A 24166-nucleotide genomic window follows, 5' to 3' on the forward strand; every position below is an offset into this window, starting at 1 on the left:
CGTATGCTAATCTGGCCGGCAGGCAGCGCAGAGTCGATAGTCGTTCAGGAACGTAAGCTGCCTAGCTTGCGCTACTACCCACCGAAACCCTTCAAAATTCCCACCTATGGGTCTGGAAATTAAAATCCCCGCCGTCGGCGAGTCTATCACCGAAGTTACTATTGCCAAATGGCTGAAAGCCGATGGCGATACGGTAAAGCGCGACGAAATTATTGCCGAGCTGGAGTCGGATAAGGCTACCTTCGAACTGCCCGCCGAAGCTGATGGCGTATTGCAAATCCGCGTGGCGGAAGGTGAAACCATTGGCATTGGGACTACCATTGCTGAAATTGGCGGCGATGGTGCTGCTAGCGCCCCGGCCGCGCCGGCAGCCAGTGCACCTGCCCAAAGCAGCGCTGACCCCGTTACCCAAGGCGAGCAAAACCCCCAAGCCAGCAACCAAAGCGGCTACGGCGGCTCGCAGGCTGGTTCGGCTGATACGGCTACGGCCGCTGCTCCGGCCGCTGGTGGCGCAACTTCGGGTGGTGCTACGGTGGAAATGAAGATTCCGGCCGTGGGCGAGTCCATTACGGAAGTAACCGTAGCCAAGTGGCTGAAGGAAGACGGCGCCCAGGTACAGCGCGACGAAATTATTGCTGAGCTGGAATCGGATAAGGCTACGTTTGAGTTGCCTGCCGAGGGTAGCGGTACCCTGCGCCACGCCGCCAAGGAAGGCGAAACTATTGGTATTGGGGCTACCATTGCCCGCATTGAAGGAGGTAGCGGTGCTGCTCCGGCTGCTTCGGCCCCGGCCGCTGCACCTGCTGCCACTAGCCAGGCTGCTTCGTCGGCTCCGGCTACCTCCAGCGCTACGAGCTACGCTACCGGCACGCCTTCGCCGGCGGCTGGCAAAATCCTGGGTGAGAAAGGCATCAACCCCGCCGACGTACAAGGCTCCGGTCGGGATGGCCGCATCACGAAGGAAGACGCCCAGAATGCCCAGGCTAAGCCAGCTGCCCCGGCTCCGGCTGCTACCCCTGCCGCGCCAGCCAAAGCTCCTGTAGCCCCTGCCCAGGCGGCTCCGGCAGCCAGTGGCAACCGCAACCAGCGCCGCGAGCGGATGAGCAACCTGCGCAAAACCGTGTCGCGCCGCCTAGTGTCAGTGAAGAATGAGACGGCTATGCTGACCACCTTCAACGAGGTGAACATGCAGCCCATCATGGACCTGCGCAACAAGTTCAAGGACAAGTTCAAGGAGAAGCACTCGGTAGGCCTCGGCTTCATGTCGTTCTTCACCAAGGCCGTGTGTGTGGCCCTGAAAGAATGGCCCGCCGTGAATGCTCAGATTGATGGTACTGACATCGTGTACAACGACTTCTGCGACATCAGCATTGCCGTATCGGCCCCGAAAGGGCTGGTGGTGCCGGTAATCCGCAACGCCGAGGAATTGTCATTCGACGGTATCGAGAAAGAAATTGTGCGTCTGGCTACCCTGGCCCGCGACAACAAGCTCACCATTGAGCAGATGACGGGTGGTACGTTCACCATCACCAACGGCGGTGTGTTCGGCTCCATGATGAGCACCCCGATTATTAATGCTCCGCAGTCGGCCATTCTGGGCATGCACAACATTGTGCAGCGCCCCGTAGCTGAAAACGGACAGGTAGTAATCCGCCCGATGATGTACCTGGCCCTGAGCTACGACCACCGCATCATTGATGGCCGCGAGTCGGTATCGTTCCTAGTGCGCGTGAAAGAGCTGCTTGAAGACCCAACCCGCCTGCTCCTAGGCGTGTAAGCGCTAGGTAGCCTGTCTTCAGTAATTTGCCGCCCTCCTGTTTGCTTTAGCGCAAAAGGAGGGCGGCAAATTCTATTTTATGGTTGTTGCAGAACAGATAGGCAGATGTACAATCTTGCTCAATTACAGGCTCACCTAGAACAGCATTGGCAAGTACAAGCGGAGCGCCTATCGTGGTCGGTGGGGCCTACAGAAAAACTAGACGTAGCTTTTCGGGTACTTGAATTTGCTCCCGGAGCGGTACATGCCATGTGGATCTATTCCACACTAGGCATGTCGCTGAACCGGCCCAATAATGCTATTGAAATTCACATATTCTCCAATGAGCAAAATAGAGGCTTAGTAGAACTGCTAGCAGTAATTGCCTCTTACCACCGCAACGACTTGCCACTGGGGATACACCACACTGTGAATTTTGGCATGCCCTGGCAAAAAGCTTCTCACTGCTCCTTTGGTTACATCTCGCTACCCTACCTTGATGGCGAAGCGCTGGAGATTTTCAACTTTCAGAAGTCTCAGCTGCATAATCTGTGGCTCATCCCGATAACTAAAAAGGAACGCGACTATAAGATTGCCAATGGTTGGGATGCTTTGGAGGAAGCATTTGAAAAAGGGCAATTGAGCTATACTAGTCCTCAAAGAAGAAGCTGTGTTTAATACCTATAAAGCAAAAAAGCCCTCTGGCATAAACCAGTGGGCTTTTCGGTGGGTGGGATGGGTGGGAAGTGAGGAAAGGAGTGGGAAACGGGATGGATAAAAAAGCGGGGTAGTAGGGTTAAGCAGCGCGGGATGAAGAAGCCAGAGTAGCCACTTTGTGCTTAGCTTCCTCGGCTTTCGAGCCAGCAAACTTTTCGTCAACGGTACGCTTCAGCAAGGAAACCCAACGCTGGAAAAGCGGACCCTGAGCTGGCAATGCTGAGTGCAGCGGTACCATTTCGCCTTCCTGATAGCGGGTAGTGCCCAGCAGCGCCGTGCTCCAGTAATCGTACATAGAGGTAAGGTGGCGGGGCCAGTGCACGCGCGCTACGGCGTTGCACAAAGGAGCCAGCAGCTCATCTTCATTTGCTTTGCCAAAAGCGGTATCCACCAGCGTCTTGATGTCACCTTCGGTGCGCAGATCGGGGAGGGTAGGGGTAGTAGCCATACGGGTTGTGGTAGGACTGATGAATACGGAGCGAATTTACGCAGGTTGTGTGATATTCGCTAAGCGGAAAGAAAATTTTTCAAATTCCTTGAAATTATATTCCTCCGCACGGGCGAGTAGCCTGCAAATGTACTTTACCAGTAAAAATTTTCATAGCAGGTTGAGCGGATTTCGCGCCTGCTCGATACGATACTGAAAAATGGAGGCAAGGTTACCTGCTTTGTATAATGCTTCATCGGCCTTGGGGCCATCGAAGTGAGCCTCAACAGTTTCCACAAATAAATTTAGCCAGCGCTGGAAGTGGCGGCTGTCCACAGGTAGGGCTAAGTGCTTGGGGAAGGGCCGGCCCCGGTAACGGCTAGTGCTCAGTAATAAGCTGCTCCAGAAGTCGTACATGGTAGCCAGGTGGCGCGGCCAGTGGCCTTGCACTACCGCCTCAAAGATGGGCCCTATAAGGTCGTCCGTCTGGACGCGGCTGTAGAAGGCATCAACCAAGAGCCGAATGTCGTCTTCGGTTTGAATATCGGGCAGGTTTTCAGACATGGTACTTCTAACGAAAAAGGCCTATCTGGGGCTGCTCAAATGTTGGTATCGAAGAGAAGCCTTGGGGTAAAAGTCAGGCGGCAGCCCGGGGCCGGTTAGTAGGGTTTGAGCGAAGGCGAGGGGGTAGGAAATTTGCCCGCTCAGGTAGTTTTCGCGGGACGACGGCCGCCCAGCACCACCAGGGCCACGGCCAGCACAATCAGGCCTGCCCCACCCAGCATGCCCGCGTTCAAAGCTTCCCCAGCAAAGGCCCAGCCCAGCAATACTGCCACCACTGGGTTTACGAAGGCGTACGTGCCGGCAAGGGCTGGCTCCACAGCCCGCAGCAGCCAGATGTAGGCCGTGAAGGCTACAATCGACCCGAACGTAACCAGGTAGCCGTAAGCCACCCACGACTTAGTTGTTACTTGAGCTAGCTCGAAGCCATTCGCCTCTCCGCGTATCAGTCCAACCACCAACATAACCAGCCCGCCGCACAGCATCTGCATCCCGCCCGACAGGAAAGGCGAAGGGCTGGGCTGATGCCTTTTCGAATACAGGGAGCCAATGGCCCACACCAACGCGGCCGTGAGTACCAGTCCCATGCCCAGAGCTTCGTGGCCGGGCAAGGCTACGTGGCTGGCACCCGGTGTGCGGGCCAGCAGGTACACGCCCCCCAGGCCGCAAACTAGGCCCAAGGCTACGGCCGGGGTAGGCCGCTGAGCTACCCCACTCCACCAGCCCAATACTGCCAGAAACATAGGCACTGTGGCGGCCAGCAGCGACGCCAGCCCCGAGGGGATGTACTGTTCGCCCAGGGTCACGCCGCCGTTGCCGAAAGCCAGCAAACAGATGCCGATAACCAGCGCCACACCCCAGCCCCGCCAAGTGGGAGCGGGCTCGCCGCGCAGCCGCATGAACCCATAGAGCGCAGCCCCGGCCAGAGCATAGCGGCTACCCGCCATCAGCAGCGGCGGCATCGACTCAATAGCGAACCGGATGCCCAGGTACGTAGAGCCCCAGATGACATAAACGGCGGCAAACGCCAGCAGCAGGGAAGCGCGCGAGGGGGTAGCAGTATTCATATGTATAGAGCAAGGTGAAGCTAGCCGTAAACCTACGCGAAGTATGCAGAAGCTTCGGCTTCCGTGTTGGGGTAGGAAACCAAGCTGAGCCTCAAATTCGAAGCTAATCAAGCACGGCTACCGCCGCCGCGCCCGGCAGCACGCAGCGCTTTCTCCAGAATACCGTTCTTTAGTCTCTCGACCCTCACTATTTGCCTGTGCGTTTCTTTTCTGCTTTGCTTACGGCCGGTTTGCTCGGTGTGGCCTCTGTCGCCTCGGCGCAGCTCATGCAGCCGAAGTCGTTGTTTACTCGCGCCGATTCGTTGCGGGGCCACCTTTCGCCCCTGCGCGCCTGCTACGACGTTAACTACTACCACCTCGATGTGCAGCTGGATGTGGCTAAAAAGGCCATCCGTGGTTCCAACCTATTCCGCTTCACGGCCACCCAGGATTTCAGCCGCCTGCAGTTTGACCTCTTTGCTAACCTTAAAGTAGAGAAGGTGGAATACCAGGGCAAGCCGGTGCCGTTTACCCGTGAGGCTAATGCTGTATTTGTCACGTTTCCTACCCCCATCCGGCAGGGAAACCGCGCCGAGTTTACAGTGTACTACTCCGGCCAGCCTACCGAGGCCAAGCAAGCCCCCTGGGACGGTGGCCTCGTGTTCACCCAAGACAGCAAAGGCAAACCATGGGTAGCCACGGCCTGTCAGGGGGTAGGAGCCAGCATTTGGTGGCCCACCAAAGACCACCAGTCTGATGAGCCGGACTCCATGCTTATCAGTGTGACGGTGCCCAAAGGGCTAAAGGACATTTCGAACGGACGCCTGCGTAAAACTACCCCGCTTAAGGGTGGCGCCACCCGCTTCGACTGGTTTGTAAGCAACCCCATCAACAACTATGATGTGGCGCTTAACATAGGCGACTACACCCATTTTGCGGACGAATACGCCGGTGAGAAAGGCAAGCTCACGCTCGATTACTGGGTGCTGCCGGAAAACCTGGCCAAAGCCAAAACCCAGTTTACAGCCAACGTGAAGCCCATGCTTAAGTCCATGGAAAGCTGGTTCGGGCCCTACCCCTTCTATGAAGACGGATTCAAGCTGGTGGAAACGCCTCACCTGGGCATGGAGCACCAAAGCGCCGTAGCTTATGGCAATAAGTACCAGAACGGCTACCTGGGCAAAGACCGCTCGGAGACCGGCTGGGGCATGAAGTGGGACTTTATCATTATTCACGAAAGCGGGCACGAGTGGTTTGGTAACAACATCACCAGCCGGGACATTGCCGATATGTGGATTCACGAAAGCTTTACCACTTATTCCGAAGCCCTGTTCGTAGAAAGCCAGTTTGGGAAGGATGCGGCCCGGCAGTACATCCACGGGCAGCGCCGCAACATTCAGAACGACGGGCCTATCATCGGGCCTTATGAGGTGAATAAGGAAGGCTCCTCCGACATGTATGATAAAGGGAGCAACCTGCTTCACCTTATCCGGACTGCCTACGTACCCGATGATGCCCGATGGCGGGAACTGCTGCGTGGCCTTTCGCGCACGTTCTACCACCAAACCGTAACCACGGCGCAGGTAGTAGGCTACTTCAACCAGCAACTCGGCCACGACCTTACCCCCATCTTCGACCAATACCTGCGTCACGCGGGCCTTCCTACCCTGGAGGTGCGCTTCGATGCCCAGGGGAAGCCCCTGGCCCGGTGGATTGCCAATGTACCCGAGTTCAACTTACCTGTGCGTGTGCGTGTCACTGGCGGCCAGTATCGTACGGTGCCGCTCACTACCTCCTTTCAGCCCCTGAACCTACCCGGACTAACCCGTACCAATCTGGAAGTAGACACGGAAAACTACTACACCGGGGTACTGATGGAGTAGAAGGTGCTCTGGAAGAATAGATCTTAGCAAAGAAGCTGGTTCTCTTCCTCGAATGAGGAAGAGAACCAGCTTCTTTGCTAAGATTTTACTCCTAATATGTTGGCTACCAGATACCAAAATAGTGGCCTAACCGCTGCTAGATTTGGGCCGCGCCTCCATCCACGAACAACTCAATGCCCGTGATGAAGCTGCTCTCGTCGGAGGCGAGGAAGGAAGCGGCTTTGGCTATTTCGTCGGGGTCGCCGAGGCGGCCGAGGGGTACGGTACTTGCCAGGTTGGCTTTGAGCTGCTCTGTCTCCTCTGGGCTGACGAGACCATCTAAGGCAGGGGTAGCAATAGGGCCGGGGCTGAGAGCATTCACTCGAATCTTACGCTGCTTCAGGTCCGTTGTCCAGGTGCGGGCAAAGGAGCGGACGGCTGCCTTGGTGGCGCTGTACACGCTGAAGGCCTCGCTACCCTTGATGGAGGTGATGGAGGCATTCAGAATAATGGAGCTGCCATCCTTGAGCAATGGCAACGCTTTCTGCACTGTAAACACCAGCCCTTTTACGTTGCTGTTGAAGGTCTTGTCGTAATGCTCTTCCGTAATGGCACCTAGGGGTACGAACTCGCCGCCTCCGGCATTAGCAAACACAATATCAAGCGTGCCCTTCTCGGCCTGTACAGTGGCAAATAGCCGGTCGAGGTCGGCGAGGTTAGCTACGTCGCCTTGCACGCCGGTTACGTTGCGGCCAATGTGCTGCACGGCGGCGTCCAGCTCCTGCTGGCGGCGGCCGGTAATGAACACGTAGGCACCTTCTTCTACAAACCGTTTGGCCGTAGCCAAGCCAATACCGCTGTTTCCGCCCGTGATAACAGCAACTTTTCCTTCTAGCTTTTTCATGTAGGTGTCCTCAGGAATGAGGAAATGATCTGGGAGTTTGGTAACCCGCGGGCTTAATTTCCGCAGGGAATAAAAGCGGGTGGCGTAACCATCCATCCGCAGTCAGCCGCTGATCAGGTCGGCTTTCTGCGGCAAACAGAGCAGGGGTTGCTAGCAGCTTGAGTGCGTTTGTTACGCAAAGGAACTGCTGATAGTGTGTATTAGTTACTAATGGATAGTAAGTTTGCGAAGAAACTAGTTACAAGCACGTTACTAGTAACCTCAAGGTAACTATCATGAAAAATGACCAGATGCTAAGCTCATCCTGCTCCATGACGCGCACCATGGGTCTGCTTGGCGGGAAATGGAAGCCTCTCATTATTTGGGGCATAGGCCAGCGCCGCATCCGGTTCGGGCAACTGGCGGCGCATATACCGTTGATATCACGTAAAGTTCTGGCCGAGCAGCTCAAGGAGCTGGAAGAATCTGGCCTGATCCGGCGCGAAGCCTTCAATGAGGTGCCTCCCCGCGTAGACTATTCCCTCACTGAAAACGGATTGCGGCTGCTACCCATCCTCAAAAGCCTCAGCGAATGGACCAGCAGCTGTGAGGCTGCAGTAACTGCCGCCGACTCATCTTCGGTAGAGTCAGGAAATAACTGCGCCTTATAACTATGACTATTTTGCTACTCACCGTCATGGTCGGCGTAGGGAAGCTGCAACCTGCAGCCAGGTAAGTGCTTATTGCAGTTTACAAACGCTAAGGGGCCCTGCTCCGAAGTTGTAGCAGGGCCCCTTAGCGTTTGCATGTCCTCTACAACGCGTCAGGTACTAGTTCTATCAATAGCTAATAAATTAGCTTGCCTGCTTACATATATAGAAACTGAACTCTGGCTATGCCACAATTCTTGTAGCGCTGCAGTGTATGCCGCAGGGTATGCAAATCTTCTCTCAATCCACCTTGGCTTAAGTAACCGCGATCAGGGGGATATAGGTAGAAAGGCTGGGTTATAACTTCCTCAGCGTCCTTAATAGCAGCAGCCTCATCCGGGGCGTTGGAGAGGATATGGTGCAGCCTATTGAGGTCATTTTCCCGGTTTGGGTTGTGTACCACCTGCGTAAAGTAGTCAGGGTGCTGCTGTATCTTGGCAATAAAGCTGTCTACAACAGCTGTAACTGTGTCGAGGTTGTGCCATATAGTGCTTGGTTCGTCGGCTCCCTCTCCGTCTTCTAAACCGTCGTCTTCCCAGCTTACCTGCTGAAATATGGAAAGGTCAATTTGCAGGATGCGGCTTACTTGGGATACCTCTGCGTGTTCATCATAGCCTCCAACCTGTTCAAAAAAGTTTGAAAGCCTCTCGGGAAACTCATTTTCGCAGTCGGTTTCCTGGTCTGGTATGAGGTAATAGTCCATTCCCATGGTAACAGTGTTATAACGGTTGAAATCGGCTAAACATATGAAACGGCTACTAGGAATGCATCACCTCACAATTTCCCTACCTCACAACTTCGGCTTGCCTACCTTTGCCCTGTTGATTTCCACCGAATTCACTCGTTGAATATGAACCAATACGACGTTACCGTCATCGGCTCCGGGCCGGGCGGTTATGTGGCGGCCATCCGCTGCTCCCAGCTAGGCCTCAAAACTGCCCTGATTGAGAAGTACGACACCCTGGGCGGCACCTGCCTCAATGTAGGCTGCATCCCCAGCAAAGCCCTCCTCGACTCGACGGAGCACTTCCACAATGCCGGCCACACCTTCAAGGAGCACGGCATTGAGCTGAGCGACTTGCAGATCAACATGAACCAGCTCATCGACCGGAAGAACGGGGTGGTGAAGGCCAATACCGACGGCATCCAGTTCCTGATGAAGAAGAACAAAATCGACGTGCTGCACGGCGTCGGTTCGTTCGTGGATAAAAATCACATCAAAATTCAGCCCACCGCGGGCGGTGAGGAGCAGCAGATCGAGACGAAAAACGTCATCATTGCGACTGGCTCCAAGCCCACCGTGCTGCCCTTCATTCAGCAGGACAAGCAGCGCATCATCACCAGCACCGAGGCCCTGAATATCCGGGAGGTGCCCAAGCACATGATTGTGATTGGCGGCGGCGTAATCGGGCTGGAAATGGCCTCGGTGTACGCTCGCCTTGGCGCGAAAGTATCGGTGATTGAGTTCATGGACTCGCTCATCCCCACCATGGACCGCGCTCTGGGCAAAGAGCTAAAGCGCATCCTGGGCAAAATTGGCATCGAGTTCTTCCTGAGCCACAAAGTAACCGGCGCTACCCGCGAGGGCGACGCCGTGACCGTAACCGCTACCAACCCCAAGGGCGAGGAAGTGAAGTTTGAAGGCGACTACTGCCTGGTAGCCGTGGGCCGCGTGCCCTACACCGCGGGTCTGAACCTGGAAGCCGCCGGCGTAGAAATGGAAGAGCGCGGCCGCATTAAGGTAGATGAGCACCTGCAAACCAACGTGCCCGGCATCTACGCCATCGGCGACGTGGTGCGGGGGGCTATGCTGGCGCACAAGGCCGAGGAAGAAGGCGTGTTTGTGGCCGAAACCATTGTAGGCCAGAAGCCGCACGTAAACTACCTGCTCATCCCCGGCGTGGTGTACACCTGGCCGGAAGTGGCTGGGGTAGGCTACACCGAAGAGCAGCTGAAGGAGCAGGGCAAGGCTTACAAAACCGGCTCGTTCCCCTTCCGTGCCTCGGGCCGCGCCCGCGCCTCCATGGACCTCGACGGCTTCGTGAAAGTGCTGGCCGACAAGGAAACCGACGAAATCCTGGGTGTGCACATGATCGGCCCGCGCATCGCCGACCTCATTGCCGAAGCCGTAACGGCCATGGAGTTCCGCGCCTCCGCCGAGGACGTAGCCCGCATGAGCCACGCCCACCCTACCTACGCCGAAGCCATGAAGGAAGCCTGCCTCGCCGCCACCGAGAACCGGGCTATTCATATGTAATTTCTACTTTCGCATTTGCGGTAAAGCACACGAGCCCCCTCTTTCGCAGAGGGGGCTCGTGTGCTTTACGTTAGGCTAGAGTTGGCTTACGGCTGAAGGCGTAGTCTGCTAGGTCTTTGGGATAGTAGCGCATGGTTTGCAGCTCTAAGTCATCCAAGCCCAAGCTATAGGCCGCGGCCGCTGCTTCCCAACACCAGTATCCCGTGAAGCCGGCGGCATCAAGGCGGTGGGCGTGGATGTTGTACCAGGTTGTATTGAGGCTCTCGTACCAACTAGCCAGGAAGCTGCGCAAAAGCTGCGTCTGCAGGTCCGGTGGGGCTTGGATAGCATCGCGCAGGCGGGCGTAAGTCTTAGGGAAGAGCAGTTGCGTAGTGGTAGGCTGACGCTCAGGCAGACGGCGGCTGATAAGCCATCCCAGCACGTAGTATTGGTCCTTAGCCCCGATGGCGTCTGCCAGGCGAAGGAACACATCTATGTCAACATGCAGCAGTAGGGCCAGAGACACTAATCCTACGGCCTGCATATACTCGTCCTGCTCCCCGTTGAAAAAAAAGTTTTCCGCCTTCGGATGCTGCATGTAGAGGATCAAGGCATCGATGGCAGCCAACATCTCCTGTTTTACTTCTTCGACGGGGTAGCCACGAGAGTATTTTAGAGAGGCGTTCTCATAACGCAACCCAAACAGAATAGAGTAGCCTAGCTCGATTTTCATATCCTCTTCAGGGTGAAGCAGAGCGGTTTCATAAAAAGCTACTTCTTCCTGATTTATATTGATTGTTTCATCAAAAAAGTATTCTGTAAGTAGTGGCTCTCTTTTTTGCATGGTAGGAGGGTGTTAGAGCAAAATAGTTTCTTCAAGCTGACCCGTCGAGTCAACTTTATGGAGTCGTTTTTCTACGTTACCGGTGAACAGTGCGCGTCTGATAGCAGCGGCCTCTCTTTTATTTGTTGCTTTCTCCAGTCGTCCACTTCCGCGAATCCATTGGTCACTCATTTGCGGTCCGTCCTGGGTCTTGCCCAGGCGGCTCTTACCAAACTTGGCTTCCGTTATAATGTAGTCGGGCGGTGGATTACCGTGCTTCCACACCCCGTCGATGCCGTTGCCGCGGGCCGTGCCACCGGGTGGAGGGGGCGTTACTAAGCCGCCATCATTAAGCTTGATATGGCCCTGCCCACGCATGTATGTATCGGAAATGTGCTCCCCATACACACCCTTTTCCGAATTGTCAGTCAGCCTGGGTACGTTGCTTAGCGTTGGAGCCTGCACTTTGGCCAGTTGGCCGGTAGGTTTAGCCAAGGCGCGAGCGGCAGCAAGGTTGGTTTCGTCGCCGAGGATGCGGGCGCGGCGGCGCACCTCTTCTGGTGCATCCCAGGGCAGCACACTGTGCGATTCGATAGTCATACCATCCAAGGTTAGGGCAGCGGCCGTCAGGCGGAGCGTAATGGTTTCGCCGGGCCAGCCTGCTGGGTCCCCGGGCGCGAAGTAGCTGCGCAACCCTACGCAGTGTGCCGCCTGAATGTGCAGGCGGTGTAGCCGGGACCCATCGGGGCGATACTGCTCTAAGTGGCTGCTAGCTCGCTGATAGGGGTCAAGCATGTAGCAGCTCAGACGGGCGTCCTCGTCGGAGGCGTCGAGGGTAAGCGTAACCACCTGCGGCCGAACCGTGGTGCTGGGTCGTCCTACATAGTCAATGCCTTGGTGAAAGCCGTAATGTCCTTATAGCACCTTATACGTGCGCCCATTAAAGATCCAGGAAACCAGCTCAGGCGTAGTCGCCATAGAAGTTGAATAAAAATCAGGATAACATGTAAAAGCCTCTCAATATAGAAGATACCACTCAAAGCAGATAGAACTCTGAGGCATATGTGCCTGATTGCCGAAGCCGTAACGGCCATGGAGTTCCGCGCCTCCGCTGAGGATGTAGCCCGCATGAGCCACGCCCACCCCACCTACGCCGAAGCCATGAAGGAAGCCTGCCTCGCCGCCACCGAGAATCGGGCTATTCACATGTAATTCTGCGCTTGCGGTTTAAAAGTAAAAGAGGCTGCAGCTCCCAGGAGTTGCAGCCTCTTTTTTGTTATGTAAATGATGAAAATAGTTATTGTGTTTTTTTGTTTAATTTTCTTTTTAGCGATTTATTTATTGTTATCTGGAGCGTGTTTATAAATTCATCGAAGCTGTTCAAATGGCATATAAAAAACTGAGAATAGTATTTGTTAGAAATATATGTAGGGGATCTTTCTAAGTCTTCTACTTCCTTTAAAGGTGATTCATAAATGTTGTATTTTTTATCCTTGAACAGTCTTTGTTTTGCTTCGAATTCGTTTATGTTAGTAGAAGATCGTATTTTGCTAAAATTTTTGAATACGGTTTTATGGTGTTGAATAAAATCTGGACTTGAGGTGTTTTTTAATATTAAGTAGGGTGTTTTTATTGCAATGTCATCGATATTGTTTGCTTCTTTAACATTATCAATAGAAAATTCCTGATTGAATATGTATAAATCAGCATTAGTGATCAATACAGGAACAATAAAATCAGGTTCCGTGTCTTCTAAATGGCCATAGCAATTACTTTCTATTGAATCTTTAATTAAGTATGGTAATGCATATTTCAATTGCAAAATTCCATGTCGTATATCCTTGTCGAAAACTTCACCTGACGATATACTGATTTCTGTGCCCTTTAGAGAGAAAGGGAATAGTGATTCAAAGTCATAAATGTCTTCTGCATCTACTTTTCTTGTAGAGAAATGGTTAAGAGACTTAATAGTTGCTCCTAATGTAAATTCAACATCATTTGCATCAGGTAATGCAGGTAAAAAAGCCCATATTTTACCTTCTTCTCTGAATTTGCATTCGGCAAGAACGTTTAAACTGGCTATTAGTTTGTTGGAGTTATTAAATGGGGCATATGCTGATCCAAGTATATCGACGGAAAAGTCTTTATTAGTTGCGTTTTCTTTTCTTGAATAGCTATAGTCATAAGATGTAAAAAAATTGTACTTGGAAAGTATCTTGGATACCTCATGTTCTAAAGGGAGACTTGATGAGAGTAACCGCGCTTTCCATTTTTTTGACATTTCACTCATATTCTTCTGGGGTATGTAGGTTAATATGAAGTTGAATAAATTTCTTGTTGAAGTAAAGAGTATCTTATCAATGCTGTTTTTGGTGCGAAACAGTAGAAAGATAGTCTAGACTCTACGTTTTCTGCACCAGCTTAAACCCGTCCTTTGTCACTTGGTACTGCTGGCCCTGGATGGTAATGGTTTCGCCTTCCAGCAGCTTGCTTAGGTTCTCGATGTCGCCCTCGATGGTGTGTAGGGTGAAGCCGTGCTGGCGGGCCAGGGCGAGGTACTTGGGGTTTATGTAGTCGCGCACCCCGCAGAGGATGATGCGGACCTGGGCCGTGGTGTTTTTGAGGAGCTTGGCGTCGCGGGGGAAGGTGTAGTTGTCGGCAATCAGGATGAGGTCGGGGGAGGCGTCGGGGCCGGCGAGCTGCTGGGCGTAGAGCAAGGCTTCGGCGTCGTTTTCGGGCGCGTCGCCGCCGCCGCCGGCCTTCATGGTTTCAATCAGCTTGTTTTTAATGGCCTCGTAGCTGTCGGTTTTTACGTGGTGGAAGCCGCCGGTTTTGCCCACGCGCTTGTCTTTGTCGGGCTGGTCGTTGCCGTCGTTGAAGAACACAAAGGTTTTGGGGTCTTCGAGGGCGCTGAGCTGCAGCCAGGCCAGCAGGTCGTAGGTGTAGGGGAACATGCTGCCGGTGGCGTCCGTCACTACTACCTCCTTGCTCCACTCGGGGTGGCGCTGCATCACGCGGGTTACCACATTGGCATCGGGCGGGAGAGGTAGGGTTTCGGTGGTAGTATCGGCCGCGGCCAGCAGCTCGCCTTTCTTGGTGATGCGCGCCTCGCAGTAGTCGTGCTTGTGCTGGGCGTTCTTCTTTTTCAGGAAAACGCGGTAGAGCCGGGCCACCGAATCGGGGAGGGCGAAGCTGGTGAGGGCCAGATCGGGCTTGCCCACCAGCTGCAGCGGCCCCAGCGGCAGGCGCACGGCCCCCTTCACGATAAACGGAAACATGCGGCGGTCAACGGGAAAGCCCGAGTTGAACACCACGCTTTTCCGGATGGCCTCCTCCAGTTCTGCGGTGCAGAGGGCCTTGCCGGTGGGCCGCACCTGCACGCTTTGGGTAGTGCCGCGGGCATCTACCGTCAGCTGAAACCGCACGATTTGGGGCTCCCGCTGAGGGCATTTGTAGTTTCGGCGCAGGTTGCGGGCCATATCCCGGCTGCTGAACCGGCTGGAAGGTAGGTTGCAGGCTACCTGCCGGCCCTGGGTTTTCTTGGCGGCTTTGGGCCGCTTCTTTTCCAGGATGCGCAGCTTGCGCGTGAGGCTGTCGAGGTCGGCGCGGCTGGTAGCGGCAGTGGCGTGTCGGGCCACGTACACCACAAACCCATGGAAAAACGGCTGGCACTCGGCGGGGCTGTTGCAGCCGGTTTGCTCTACTAGGGTCCAGGTCACGGACTCATCCTGGAGCAAGCCCGGCACGCCCGCCGCCAGGTTGCGGATGCGGCTGAGGTTGAGTTGGCGCTGATTGAAGGCCGGGTTCAGGCGGAAAGCGGTGTACACCAAATCAACGCGCACGATGTGGCGGTCCTGCAGGTGCAGGGCGCGTAAGTCGGCGCCGGAAAAGGTAGAGGGCAGCCGCAGGGCTTCCAGCTCTGGCAGGGGGTAGTACCGCTCGGTGCGGTAGGCGTTCAGCTGGTCGTAGAAGGTGTTCAGCTCCGCCTCAGGGGTAGGAGATTGGGCACGCGCAGCGCTGGTGGCCAGCAACAGAATAATGCCACAGAGAAAAGCCCGAAATGATACGCAGGACATGTAATAAGATAGCAAACACAAGAGAGTGCAAAATACGGGTTTGCTCGGATGTGCACTCGTTTAAGTAGAAGGGGTAGGAAAATAGGTGCTGTAAAAACGGTCATGTCGAGCTGGTCGAGACATCTTGCTCGAATCGTTGGGTTACTCTGGCAACGTCAGCACGCGGGATGTCTCGACTGCGCTCGACATGACCGTTCTTCTATTCGATTTACAGCAGCATAGCATAGTAGAGTAAGTGGGTATAGCTGCTGCCTGTAGGCGTTAGGCTACTTATTGATGCAGAATTCAGCAACGCAAAAGCGGCTGAAGCTACCAGAGCTTCAGCCGCTTTTGCGGGGTAGCACCTTGCTGTTTTGGCTACCATAAACCCAGGAAGCCTTTTTTGGCGGCTACGTTGGGGCGGTCCAGGTCTACTACGTCGGTGATGCCGTGCTCCTCGAACTTGTCGATGAGGGCCTCCACGCCTTTGCGCATCTTCAAGTCCATTTCTTCCTTGTAAATGGCGTAGAGGGAGTAGAAATAGATGGTTTTCCCCTCGCTGATTTTTAGCTCCATGAACTCTTCCGGCAAACTGAAAGAGGGCAGCAGCATCATGCAGCCCAGCTTGGTATTGGAGGCGAAAGGCTCGGCATTTTCCCCGTTCGGGATGGTGTGGCCGGAGCCCAGCCAGGTGCGGTACTCGTGGGGGAAGCGGGCCAGGTATTTCAGCCACCGGATGGGCCAGTACTGATCTTCGATATCCTCGTCCTCGTGGTTAGCCTCGGGACCCAGCTGTGGGAACTCCCAAGTGCTGGGCAGTAAGATGCACAGCTCGGCGTAGCGCCACTCCTCGGCACCTTCGGGCACCGTCATGGGTAGGTCGCTCATGCCGGAGGTGACCAGCACCTTGAACGGAAAATCGGCGCTAGGCTCCACGAAATGCACATCAATGTGCACCTTATCGGAAATGATTTCGTGGAATACCCCGCTCACCGGGCCAATGTGGCGCTCAATGTGGTTGGATATGGCCTCAATAGTCTCGTCGTCGCCGGAGGCCAGGCTGAACTCGGCGGGCTCTACGCCATCATAGCGGTACACCGGCGCCCCGGATGGCGACATTTCCTGTTCTGAATCGTGCTCTTGCTCGGTCATATAAAGTAGGATAAGGATGGATGAACGGAACAGTTACTACGGACCAGCCTCCGAAATGTGCCCGCCGCTAGGCAAGCCAAAGGCCTACTATCGGGGTAGTACAAAGCAGCTTGCCTACCCCCGCCGGAAGGCTGAACCCTACGCTTTGGCTCCAGGGCAGAGCTGCCTGGGCTTACTTTTTCAGCACGTCCTTCAGTTCCTTCAGGCGGAAGCCGCTGTCGAAGCTGAGGAACTCGCGCATCATGGCGGCGTGGCCCGAGCCTACCAGCACCACCACTTTATCGTCGGTAGGGGCCACGGTTTTCTGAATGATGGAGTACATGTAGAGGTTGCGGCGGTACCACTCCGACACCAGGAAGGGGCCGCTGAAATTGGTGGTGGTACCTGCCCGGTTGACTCTGTTGAGGTAGAAGCCCTTGTTGAAATCGAGGTTGGTTTTGGTGTTTTCGTCGAGCAGGAGCTGGGTGATGGAGTTGGTTGCCAGCTTCTTGTTCATGTTTTCCTCGTACGATTTCACGTAGGCTTGTATTCCTTGCAGCAGATCATCCTGGTGGGCGCTCTTCATGGCGCTCATCACGCTGTCGTAGGGGAACTGGGTTTTTCGGTAATCCATGGCGTACACCTTGGTAAGCTTAGCCTTCTTGGCCGCCCGAAACGCCAGCTGAACGATTTCACTGCGGGTGTAAAAGCCATGGGTCCGCTGAGAGAACTTGGTTTGCACGTACCCGGCGTAGTCGGGGCCGAGGTAGGCCGCATAGAGGTCGTCGAGGCCTTTTTGGTCAGCGGCCTCCCATTCCACAAAAACTTTATCTGGCTGAAAGGCGGCTATGCGGGTGGCCATGGTTTCCAGTTCGGCCTGCACTTTGGGGGCCTGCACATCCATGGTGTTAATCTTGGATACGTCGAGGCCAGGATTGTCGAAGTGGAAAGTGCCAATCAGCAGCAAATCAGCGGGCTTGGTCTGGGCCTGACTGGTAGCGGCTAGCAGCAGAGCGAGCAGAAAGAGAATAGTAAAGCGCATACATCGAGTTAAAGTACCTACGGCTAAAGCTACACGACAGAACTCGAATTTTTACCTGACTTAGAATGCTAGGAATGGGTGTTTAAAGCAGAGGCCGAAAGCGCAGCCAGCAGAATTATTGCCTGAGTGCTTTGGTCTTCGCGGCCTCTTAGGCCTACAGAAGGGGCTGCTATATAAAGTTGCCTGCCTGGCTTTTTGTAACTAGCTACGCCATCATACCTCTAGGCCCCATCTGATCCTGTGCTACACTTTGCCTGCCGCCGCGCGGCCTATATCGGCTTACTGCTGCTTCAGCCTGCTACCCTCCGTGCCCAAACCCCACTAACCCCAGTTCAGTACGAGCAGGATTTCACGTATTTCTGGACGACCATCAGTGAAAACTACTGCTACTTTGATAAGAAGCAGACGGATTGGGCCAAGGTGCGCACCCTCTACGCGGCCCAGCTGCCAGGCATCACTACCAAGGCGCAGTTCATCCGCCTGCTGGAAAATGCCCTTAATGAACTCTACGACAACCACGCTTCCCTCTCTACCAACCTCCCCGATTCGCGCCGCCTGCTCCCTTCTGGCTCCGATGTGTGGGCGCAGTTCCAGCAGGGCAAACCAGTGGTGGTAGCAGTTCGGGCCGGTTTCGGGGCCGAGCGGGTAGGGGTGCGGCCGGGAATGGAAATCGTGGCGGTGAATGAAGTGCCCATTGCCCAGGCCCTACCCCCGCTGCTACCCCTAACCCTAAAAACTCCAGACGAGGCAGCTCGAGAAGTCGCCCTCAACCAGGCCCTGGCCGGCACCCACAATACTTCGCGCAAGCTAACAGTGCGGAGCCAGGGCCGCACGCTAACTTTCTACCCTGACAAGCCAACTGCGCAGCTCGAGAACATTCGCTACCCGCGCCTGCTGGAAAGCCGGCAGTTGGGCACCATTGGCTATATCCGAATTAATAACAGCCTAGGAAATAACGGCCTTATAGCAGCCTTCGACAGCACCCTCGATGCTCTGTCTGCTACCTCTGGCCTAATCTTGGATCTGCGCGAAACGCCCAACGGCGGCAACTCCACGGTGGGACGCGCTATCCTCGGCCGGTTCACTACTAAAGAGCAGTTCTACCAACGCCACGAGCTAACAGCCGAAGAGCAGCGGTATGGCATTAAGCGCAGCTGGGTCGAGCTGGTATCGCCGCGGCCACGGCCCTACACCCGGCCGCTGGTGATACTGGTAGGCCGCTGGACTAGTAGCATGGGCGAAGGAACTACCGTTGGATTTGATGCCTTGCAGTGGGCTACCATTATGGGCACTGAAATGGCGCGCCTTAACGGTGGTATTGGTTCCTATAAGCTGCCAAACTCAGGTATCGGCTTTGCTATTCCCTTCGAGCGTCTCTATCACATAAACGGCACGCCTCGCGAGAATTTTGTGCCTGCTCAGCGCATTCCCCTATCAGAAGAGAGCAGGGATATTACCTTGGAAAAAGCGCTGGAGCTGTTAAAGGCGGCTAAATGAGTTACCCCCAGGAGCTTCCAATAGCACAAAATATACCCGGCTGAAGCTATCAGGTCCAAGAGCTTCAGCCGGGTATGCAGATGGTAGCAGAAGTAACGGGCTACGAGTCGAGCAGGGGAGTGCTTACCCAGCCTGTTCTTAACGCGAGGGGCCTATTGCTTGTAGAGGAACGGAACCGGAATAGTGCGGGCCACCCGCACGGGTTTGCCACCTTCTTTGCCCGGAGTCCACCAGGGCATAATCCGGACCAGGCGGAGGGCTTCTTCGTCGAGGCCACCGCCGCAGCCTTTTATCACGCGGGCATCGGTGATGCGGCCCTGCTCATCCACCACGAAGCTTACGTACACGGTACCCGATATACGCCGGGCTAGGGCTTCTTTGGGAAACACTGCGTTCTGCCTGATGAAGGCACTGTAGGCCGCGTCGCCGCCGGGGAAGGCAGGTAGCTCCTCGGAGTGGTTCAGCACTTCCGGCTGGACTGAGGAGGTAGCGGTGGAGAGGGAGCTGGTGACGGGGTACATTTTCACCATCAGCGGCTCGCCGGCCACTACTTCCAGGTTTTGGTCGCGGTAGCCCTGGTAGCGGAAAAGCAGCACTGATTTGTCGTTGGTGAGCTGCAGCAGAAACTCGCCGGAAGAGTTGGTGCTGGTAGCTTGAGTAGAGCCCTGCACACCCACTACCACGCCCGGCAAGGGCACGCCGGCATCGGTGGTTACGCGGCCCGCTACCATAGTAGCAATTGGGCGGCTAGCAGGAGCTGCCGCCACGGCCGGAAAATTTCCTCCGGAGGGCATGGCGGCGTTTGGGGTTGGGGCGGCGGATAAGGAAAGTAGAAGTAGGAGCATAAATGTGGGAATTGGTAGAGGCACAGGAGCAAATGGGCCCAGGCCGGCTTGCGGCGGGCAGAGAGGTAGGCAAGGCTGGGCGCGTACCTGGGGAGTATGCAAACCAGATTAGGCTTACCTAGAAGAACAGCAGGAAATGAACTACCAAGCCAGCCGCTACCACCAGGAAAGCGTGGCGCTGGCAGGCTCAGAGAGTCCAAACCGATGCTGAATAAAGCAGCCGACTTCTGGGGAAAGTGCAGGCTGCGCTAGCAGGAAGGTATGCGGGGAACAGAAGCAAATAAAAGAATTTTCCTATAAAGACGGATAACTATTTTTTGTCTTAAGTGTCTAGTAATATGCCGACTATGCAGAATGCCTGCCTAGCTTAATAGAGGACGCATAAACCATAGGGCTAGGGGAGCACTCACTAGGTGATAAGCGCAAAAGCCAAAAACGTATCAGCAAGTGCTCATGGCCGTTTTTGAAGCTCATCGCACCCAACAGACACTCTGCATAGAGGCTGAAATTTGCTCCGGATAATAGGGTAGTCTCTGAAAACCCTTGCCTGTTCACGGCTCTGATATATACCCCACGGCCCCTGGTGCAGCAGAAGCGGCCGCGCAAAGGGTTTGAGAAACCAGAGGGGGTAGGAGTTCTGTACAGAAAAGGCCCTGCGCAGCTTGGATGCGGCTTGTGGGCGGTTTTATCTTTCGCTAATGAAGAAGCTGATGCGCGGTACGCTGCTCGGGGCAGGACTTTGCTTGCCTATGCTTGCCTATGCCGGCGAGCAGGAAGAAAAGTACGTGTTCCTGCTAGTAGGGGGGCTGGGAGGCGTACTGGTGGGTGCTGGGCTCTATGGCATTCTGATGGTGCTGGCCGCCATGTTTGTGCGGCGGCGGGGGGTAGTGCTAACCGCTTTCGGGCTGTGCGTAGCCTTCCTGGCATATATGCAGTTCACTTCCTTTCGCATTCTGCGCGTAGCCGTGGGGCTGGGGCAGCGGCTGGGGCTGGCTCCCGTTGCCTTCCCCCTGGATGTAGTGCTGGTAGTGGGGCTGTTGCTGATGGTGGTGTTTGGGCTGGTGGTGTTTCGGCTGGCCCTGCGGATGTGGAAGCGGCGGCATGCCCAGCGCCGGCGGCAGGCGGAGGGGTAGGCAGCGGGCATAGAAAAAGGGCAGCCAAGCTTGGCTGCCCTTCCCCTGAACATGACGCGACAACTTAGTAAGCCAAGGCAGGCTCAGCCTTGGGGTCGGGGCCATATTGGTTGGGGCCGGCAGTGCCCTCGGTGCACAGCAGCACCAGCAGCCAAATACCGCCTACTACCGGCACAAAACCGATTAAGAACCACCAGCCGGTTTTGTTCTGGTCGTGGAGGCGGCGCACCACTACCGACAGGCTGGGTACTATAATAGCCAGAGTATAAAGAATGTAGAGAGGGCTGAAGCTCAGGAGCCCGGTAGCCATTATCGCGCCATCCACCATCAGGATGGCCACGGCGAAGATGATATTAAACAACACAAACATCCAGTACTCCTTGCGCCGGGCACGGCCCTGAAATACGGCGTAGTTTCGTAGTACGTGTAAAAAGTAATTCATGCACTATTGAGGTTGAAAGCTCCCTACTCGTGAGGCTTTTCGGCTACGCCCCGTTTTTTTCGGTGGGTTCTGGGCTCCACCAAGGCCCGATGCAGCGTGGCGCGGCTTCTTGAAGCCTGCGTACCGGTGCCCGCATCGTTCCCCGAGGCAATATAGCGGTAACCTGATATAAGTACCATCATCCTCTGTTTATTATAACGTTACTCGTTCGGCTTAGCGGGCCAAGAACAACAAACCCCTTGGTCGAAACTCTTCAATAGAGTTTCAGCCAAGGGGTTTCGTAATGCAAGAGAGGGTAGGAAAGCCAAGCCGGGCTATGGCTGCGGCAACGTCATTTTCAAAATCCGGTAAGGCTCGGTGCGCTCCTTGCGCGGAATGTGAAGCTGCGAGGTAGTGACGTAGAGCGAGTTGTCGGGGCCTACCGAGAAGCTGTCGGGCCACTTGAGCTGGTTGTCCTGGGCTACCAGCTGCAACTCGCCGGAGGGAGTAATGCGCGTAACGGCGTTATTCTGGATATCGGTGAGGTAGAGGTTGCCGGCCGGGTCGAAGATCATGCCATCGGGCGGGTTGGTATTGCCGAGCAACTCAATGCGCTGGGGCAGTTGGGTTGGCGGCAGATTCTCGTCGCGCAGGTACTGAGTAGCAATGCGGTATAGGGGCCGGCCGGTTAGGGCGTGGTAGTAGAGGTAGGCGCGGTCGGGCGACAGGGCAATACCATCGGAATCAATGGAAGGCAGCTCGCCGCTGGCGTTGCGCCACACCCGGCCTTCTACCGTCAGAATCAGGTTTTCCGATTTAGTGGACGGGTGGTTGCCTAGCAGGCGGCGGGCCTTTTTCGTGGCCAGGTTCACCACAATCAGCGCCCCCGCTCCAGAGTCGGTGATATAGGCAAAGTTGTTTTGGGTATCCACGCGCACATCGTTGAGGTAGCTGGTGGGGAAGGCCACCGTTTCATCGAAATCGAAGCGCTGCACCAGCTGGCGGGTGGTCGGATCGAACTTGAGCAGCTTCGCCCCGCCGGGCACTACCCCCTGCATTTTAGGCGAAGCGGCATCGAGCACCCACAAAAAGTTATTGGCATCAACATAGACACTCTGCACGCACACAAAGCGGTTCTGGGGCGGCAGCGTCCGGTTCCAGGTGTTCCACTCGGCGTCGGGGAAGGGGGTAGCCTGGGTGCCGCTCACCTCCGCCACCGAATACGGAATGGTGTCGGTTTCCATGCGCGGAAAGTTGGCAAACACCCGCCCCTGTTGGGTCACGGCTACACCTGTCCATTGCACGGTGGAGGTAGCCACGGGGGCCAGGGCCAGGTTGAGGTTGGTCAGGGTCGGCGCGGCTACATCGTCGTCGTCGTTGCTGGTGCAGCCGCCTAGTAGCAGAAGCGCGGCCAGGCCAGTGGTAAGTAGTTGTTTCATAGTGGGGTAGTAGAAAGAGGTAGGGCAAAAGCGCACAAAGCACTTGGCTGTCCTTACGGCCCCGATTAGCCTCTGGCTACTCCAAGCCCAGCTTTTGCCGCTTATTCAGCATTTATACGGAAGCCAACTGGTACGAAATACGGAGTCCTCGGCGAAGGCTCTCCGCAAACCGCTAGGGCCTTTGGGCTGTTGTGCCGGCCTAGCACGGCGGTTTGCGGCTGTAGTAAGCTTCGCCCCGCCGTGTGCCGCCCGTTGGCATTCTATTTTAAAAGCTCCGTACTTACCCCTATGCTTTCCGAACCCACCTACCTGGCGGCCCGCATGGTAGCCCCCATGATAGAAACGCACTTTGCCCGCCATCATGCCGCAGCCGCCGCGCAGGCCCTCACCGGCTTGGCCGAGCCTCCACCCATGCAGTGGGTAGAGGTTATTGTGGATGCTGCCTTCTGGGCTAGTCTGCGGCGGGAAGAAGGGCACCCGCCACGCATTTCCCTGACGTTGCTACGGCCTGAGCAGGCCGGCCAGCCAGTAGTATTCGGCAAGCGCCGCCTTACGCCCTATAATCTCCTGAAACTGGCCCCGGCCGTGGAGCAGCCTGGTATTCATCTGGGCGTGTGGTACGATGAGGAAGGACTATACGTGTGGGGCACAGCTACCGAAATTCCGCCTCTGTGCTTTGTGCTGGAGGTAGTGGAGCCCGGCTTGTTGGTAGTGAAACACCGCCGGGCCGATGGCTTCGGCAAATTTGTAAACGTAGCCATTCTGCGCGGCGACCAGCTCCAGCTGGTAGATGCCGAAAATGCCGCCGTGAACGACTGCCCAGCCCTGCAACTATTTCTGCCCAGCGAATCCTTGCCTACCGGCACTGGCGAAATAGACAATGTGCTGGTAGAGTTGGCCGCTTCTATGCGGGCCCACGGCCGCGGCGGACTGGTGCTGGTGGTGCCGCCCGGCTCCACGGCCTGGCAGGAATCTATTGTGCAGCCCATGACCTACCCCGTGCACCCAGCCTACACCGGCATTGCGCAGGTGCAGCAGGGCCTCTCGAAGCGGAAGTGGCTGGAGGAAATTCAGCGCAGCATTGGCATTGTGGGCGGCTTCACGGCCGTAGATGGGGCGACTATTATCACCCGCGACTACCACCTGCTGGCCTTCGGGGCCAAGGTAGCCCGGGCCGAGTCCAGCGTACCCGTTGATAAAATGGTGCTAACCGAGCCCGTTGTGGATAGCCCTGCTCGCTACCTGCACCCAGCTCAAAATGGCGGCACCCGCCACTTGGCTGCCGCGCAGTTCGTGCACGATCAGCGCGACGCCCTGGCCCTGGTGGCCTCACAGGATGGCTTCTTTACCTTGTTTGCCTGGTCGGTGACGCTGCAAATGGTACACGCCCACCGCATTGATGTGCTGCTGCTCTAGCCAAAGAGTAGAGCATTATACCAAGCTGGCCTAGGCATCAGGGGTAGGGAGATATCGTAGTATTTCAACGTCTCCCTACCCCCTTCGGATACGGCAACGCCCAGCGGCAGCAGCTTCTGGAATGGAAGCGCTGGCGCTGGGCGTTTAGCATGTGCCTATCAGGAAA

At 55.7% G+C, this 24166-nt stretch carries 21 protein-coding genes and 2 pseudogenes; 9 read left to right on the forward strand and 14 right to left on the reverse strand.

The window, feature by feature from the left end; genetic code table 11:
- Positions 1–106: 106 nt before the first annotated feature.
- Positions 107–1777 (forward strand): 2-oxoglutarate dehydrogenase complex dihydrolipoyllysine-residue succinyltransferase, encoded by a 1671-nt coding sequence (odhB, locus tag DNI29_RS02145; RefSeq protein ID WP_110976419.1) that lies wholly within the window; start codon positions 107–109, stop codon positions 1775–1777.
- A gap of 105 nt (positions 1778–1882) precedes the next feature.
- Positions 1883–2434, forward strand: coding sequence for a suppressor of fused domain protein (locus tag DNI29_RS02150; protein WP_110976420.1), 552 nt, complete (start codon positions 1883–1885; stop codon positions 2432–2434).
- A gap of 118 nt (positions 2435–2552) precedes the next feature.
- Here the strand turns inward: DNI29_RS02150 and DNI29_RS02155 are convergent, their stop codons facing one another.
- The 3 genes from DNI29_RS02155 to DNI29_RS02165 all read right to left on the reverse strand — a co-directional run bounded on the left by DNI29_RS02155 (position 2553) and on the right by DNI29_RS02165 (position 4528).
- Entirely contained in the window at positions 2553–2921 is a 369-nt protein-coding gene (locus DNI29_RS02155) for a group III truncated hemoglobin (RefSeq protein ID WP_110976421.1), read from the reverse strand.
- Between the two features lie 150 nt (positions 2922–3071).
- Entirely contained in the window at positions 3072–3464 is a 393-nt protein-coding gene (locus tag DNI29_RS02160; protein ID WP_110976422.1) for a group III truncated hemoglobin, read from the reverse strand.
- A 140-nt stretch (positions 3465–3604) separates the two neighbouring features.
- A complete protein-coding gene (locus DNI29_RS02165) occupies positions 3605–4528 on the reverse strand; it encodes an EamA family transporter (protein ID WP_110976423.1) in 924 nt (307 codons plus the stop codon).
- Positions 4529–4725: 197 nt separating this feature from the next.
- On the opposite strand from DNI29_RS02165, the gene DNI29_RS02170 reads away from it, so the two are divergent.
- Positions 4726–6390 (forward strand): M1 family metallopeptidase, encoded by a 1665-nt coding sequence (locus tag DNI29_RS02170; protein ID WP_238387979.1) that lies wholly within the window; start codon positions 4726–4728, stop codon positions 6388–6390.
- 136 nt (positions 6391–6526) lie between these two features.
- Here the strand turns inward: DNI29_RS02170 and DNI29_RS02175 are convergent, their stop codons facing one another.
- Positions 6527–7273 carry a glucose 1-dehydrogenase gene (locus DNI29_RS02175; RefSeq protein ID WP_110977266.1) on the reverse strand — a complete coding sequence of 249 codons (747 nt, stop codon included), beginning with the start codon at positions 7271–7273 and terminating at the stop codon, positions 6527–6529.
- A 275-nt stretch (positions 7274–7548) separates the two neighbouring features.
- On the opposite strand from DNI29_RS02175, the gene DNI29_RS02180 reads away from it, so the two are divergent.
- Positions 7549–7923: a winged helix-turn-helix transcriptional regulator gene (locus tag DNI29_RS02180; protein ID WP_110976424.1), complete on the forward strand. Its 375-nt coding sequence runs from the start codon at positions 7549–7551 to the stop codon at positions 7921–7923.
- 196 nt (positions 7924–8119) lie between these two features.
- Here the strand turns inward: DNI29_RS02180 and DNI29_RS02185 are convergent, their stop codons facing one another.
- Entirely contained in the window at positions 8120–8665 is a 546-nt protein-coding gene (locus DNI29_RS02185) for a hypothetical protein (RefSeq protein WP_123823037.1), read from the reverse strand.
- A 147-nt stretch (positions 8666–8812) separates the two neighbouring features.
- On the opposite strand from DNI29_RS02185, the gene lpdA reads away from it, so the two are divergent.
- Positions 8813–10219, forward strand: coding sequence for a dihydrolipoyl dehydrogenase (gene lpdA / locus DNI29_RS02190; protein WP_110976426.1), 1407 nt, complete (start codon positions 8813–8815; stop codon positions 10217–10219).
- Positions 10220–10289: 70 nt separating this feature from the next.
- Here lpdA and DNI29_RS02195 read toward each other — a convergent pair whose 3' ends face one another.
- Positions 10290–11042 (reverse strand): PoNe immunity protein domain-containing protein, encoded by a 753-nt coding sequence (locus DNI29_RS02195; protein WP_110976427.1) that lies wholly within the window; start codon positions 11040–11042, stop codon positions 10290–10292.
- A gap of 12 nt (positions 11043–11054) precedes the next feature.
- Positions 11055–11921, reverse strand: a pseudogene (tssD, locus tag DNI29_RS02200) (type VI secretion system tube protein TssD); the annotation flags it as partial.
- Positions 11922–12089: 168 nt separating this feature from the next.
- Between tssD and DNI29_RS02205 the strand changes: the two are divergent.
- Positions 12090–12233: pseudogene (locus DNI29_RS02205) on the forward strand (oxidoreductase dimerization domain-containing protein); the annotation flags it as partial.
- Positions 12234–12318: 85 nt separating this feature from the next.
- On the opposite strand, the gene DNI29_RS02210 reads toward DNI29_RS02205, so the two are convergent.
- The 4 genes from DNI29_RS02210 to DNI29_RS02225 form a co-directional block, all read right to left on the reverse strand.
- A complete protein-coding gene (locus tag DNI29_RS02210; RefSeq protein WP_110976429.1) occupies positions 12319–13311 on the reverse strand; it encodes a hypothetical protein in 993 nt (330 codons plus the stop codon).
- Between the two features lie 112 nt (positions 13312–13423).
- Positions 13424–15097 carry a vWA domain-containing protein gene (locus DNI29_RS02215; RefSeq protein ID WP_110976430.1) on the reverse strand — a complete coding sequence of 558 codons (1674 nt, stop codon included), beginning with the start codon at positions 15095–15097 and terminating at the stop codon, positions 13424–13426.
- A 357-nt stretch (positions 15098–15454) separates the two neighbouring features.
- The gene (locus DNI29_RS02220) at positions 15455–16228 is read right to left on the reverse strand and encodes a suppressor of fused domain protein (RefSeq protein WP_110976431.1); all 774 of its coding nucleotides are present in this window, start codon (positions 16226–16228) and stop codon (positions 15455–15457) included.
- A 172-nt stretch (positions 16229–16400) separates the two neighbouring features.
- Positions 16401–17249, reverse strand: coding sequence for a DUF5694 domain-containing protein (locus DNI29_RS02225; RefSeq protein ID WP_110976432.1), 849 nt, complete (start codon positions 17247–17249; stop codon positions 16401–16403).
- 240 nt (positions 17250–17489) lie between these two features.
- Here DNI29_RS02225 and DNI29_RS02230 point away from each other — a divergent pair, with 240 nt between their 5' ends.
- Entirely contained in the window at positions 17490–18746 is a 1257-nt protein-coding gene (locus DNI29_RS02230; RefSeq protein ID WP_110976433.1) for a S41 family peptidase, read from the forward strand.
- A gap of 152 nt (positions 18747–18898) precedes the next feature.
- On the opposite strand, the gene DNI29_RS02235 is transcribed toward DNI29_RS02230, so the two are convergent.
- On the reverse strand, positions 18899–19591 hold the full coding sequence (locus DNI29_RS02235; RefSeq protein WP_110976434.1) for a TonB family protein: 693 nt from the start codon (positions 19589–19591) through the stop codon (positions 18899–18901).
- A 698-nt stretch (positions 19592–20289) separates the two neighbouring features.
- Between DNI29_RS02235 and DNI29_RS02240 the strand changes: the two genes are divergently transcribed.
- Entirely contained in the window at positions 20290–20724 is a 435-nt protein-coding gene (locus tag DNI29_RS02240; RefSeq protein ID WP_110976435.1) for a hypothetical protein, read from the forward strand.
- A gap of 64 nt (positions 20725–20788) precedes the next feature.
- Here DNI29_RS02240 and DNI29_RS02245 read toward each other — a convergent pair whose 3' ends face one another.
- Together DNI29_RS02245 and DNI29_RS02250 are read right to left on the reverse strand one after the other, a co-directional pair.
- Positions 20789–21166, reverse strand: coding sequence for a DUF805 domain-containing protein (locus DNI29_RS02245; protein WP_110976436.1), 378 nt, complete (start codon positions 21164–21166; stop codon positions 20789–20791).
- A gap of 314 nt (positions 21167–21480) precedes the next feature.
- On the reverse strand, positions 21481–22584 hold the full coding sequence (locus DNI29_RS02250) for an L-dopachrome tautomerase-related protein (RefSeq protein WP_110976437.1): 1104 nt from the start codon (positions 22582–22584) through the stop codon (positions 21481–21483).
- A 288-nt stretch (positions 22585–22872) separates the two neighbouring features.
- On the opposite strand from DNI29_RS02250, the gene DNI29_RS02255 reads away from it, so the two are divergent.
- Positions 22873–24000 carry a putative sensor domain DACNV-containing protein gene (locus tag DNI29_RS02255; RefSeq protein ID WP_110976438.1) on the forward strand — a complete coding sequence of 376 codons (1128 nt, stop codon included), beginning with the start codon at positions 22873–22875 and terminating at the stop codon, positions 23998–24000.
- The last annotated feature ends 166 nt before the right edge of the window (positions 24001–24166 follow it).

The organism is Hymenobacter sediminis (assembly GCF_003231285.1).
In the GTDB taxonomy this organism is placed as follows: domain Bacteria; phylum Bacteroidota; class Bacteroidia; order Cytophagales; family Hymenobacteraceae; genus Hymenobacter; species Hymenobacter sediminis.

What these genes read in the sequence shown, in the direction of transcription:
- DNI29_RS02165 (WP_110976423.1), bottom strand. Translation starts at nt 4,528, where the DNA reads ATGAATACTGCTACCCCCTCGCGCGCTTCCCTGCTGCTGGCGTTTGCC.
- DNI29_RS02150 (WP_110976420.1), top strand. Translation starts at nt 1,883, where the DNA reads ATGTACAATCTTGCTCAATTACAGGCTCACCTAGAACAGCATTGGCAA.
- DNI29_RS02210 (WP_110976429.1), bottom strand. Translation starts at nt 13,311, where the DNA reads ATGAGTGAAATGTCAAAAAAATGGAAAGCGCGGTTACTCTCATCAAGT.
- DNI29_RS02175 (WP_110977266.1), bottom strand. Translation starts at nt 7,273, where the DNA reads ATGAAAAAGCTAGAAGGAAAAGTTGCTGTTATCACGGGCGGAAACAGC.
- DNI29_RS02155 (WP_110976421.1), bottom strand. Translation starts at nt 2,921, where the DNA reads ATGGCTACTACCCCTACCCTCCCCGATCTGCGCACCGAAGGTGACATC.
- DNI29_RS02195 (WP_110976427.1), bottom strand. Translation starts at nt 11,042, where the DNA reads ATGCAAAAAAGAGAGCCACTACTTACAGAATACTTTTTTGATGAAACA.
- DNI29_RS02215 (WP_110976430.1), bottom strand. Translation starts at nt 15,097, where the DNA reads ATGTCCTGCGTATCATTTCGGGCTTTTCTCTGTGGCATTATTCTGTTG.
- DNI29_RS02160 (WP_110976422.1), bottom strand. Translation starts at nt 3,464, where the DNA reads ATGTCTGAAAACCTGCCCGATATTCAAACCGAAGACGACATTCGGCTC.
- DNI29_RS02220 (WP_110976431.1), bottom strand. Translation starts at nt 16,228, where the DNA reads ATGACCGAGCAAGAGCACGATTCAGAACAGGAAATGTCGCCATCCGGG.
- odhB (WP_110976419.1), top strand. Translation starts at nt 107, where the DNA reads ATGGGTCTGGAAATTAAAATCCCCGCCGTCGGCGAGTCTATCACCGAA.
- DNI29_RS02185 (WP_123823037.1), bottom strand. Translation starts at nt 8,665, where the DNA reads ATGGACTATTACCTCATACCAGACCAGGAAACCGACTGCGAAAATGAG.
- DNI29_RS02240 (WP_110976435.1), top strand. Translation starts at nt 20,290, where the DNA reads ATGAAGAAGCTGATGCGCGGTACGCTGCTCGGGGCAGGACTTTGCTTG.
- DNI29_RS02235 (WP_110976434.1), bottom strand. Translation starts at nt 19,591, where the DNA reads ATGCTCCTACTTCTACTTTCCTTATCCGCCGCCCCAACCCCAAACGCC.
- DNI29_RS02250 (WP_110976437.1), bottom strand. Translation starts at nt 22,584, where the DNA reads ATGAAACAACTACTTACCACTGGCCTGGCCGCGCTTCTGCTACTAGGC.
- DNI29_RS02245 (WP_110976436.1), bottom strand. Translation starts at nt 21,166, where the DNA reads ATGAATTACTTTTTACACGTACTACGAAACTACGCCGTATTTCAGGGC.
- DNI29_RS02180 (WP_110976424.1), top strand. Translation starts at nt 7,549, where the DNA reads ATGAAAAATGACCAGATGCTAAGCTCATCCTGCTCCATGACGCGCACC.
- DNI29_RS02255 (WP_110976438.1), top strand. Translation starts at nt 22,873, where the DNA reads ATGCTTTCCGAACCCACCTACCTGGCGGCCCGCATGGTAGCCCCCATG.
- DNI29_RS02225 (WP_110976432.1), bottom strand. Translation starts at nt 17,249, where the DNA reads ATGCGCTTTACTATTCTCTTTCTGCTCGCTCTGCTGCTAGCCGCTACC.
- lpdA (WP_110976426.1), top strand. Translation starts at nt 8,813, where the DNA reads ATGAACCAATACGACGTTACCGTCATCGGCTCCGGGCCGGGCGGTTAT.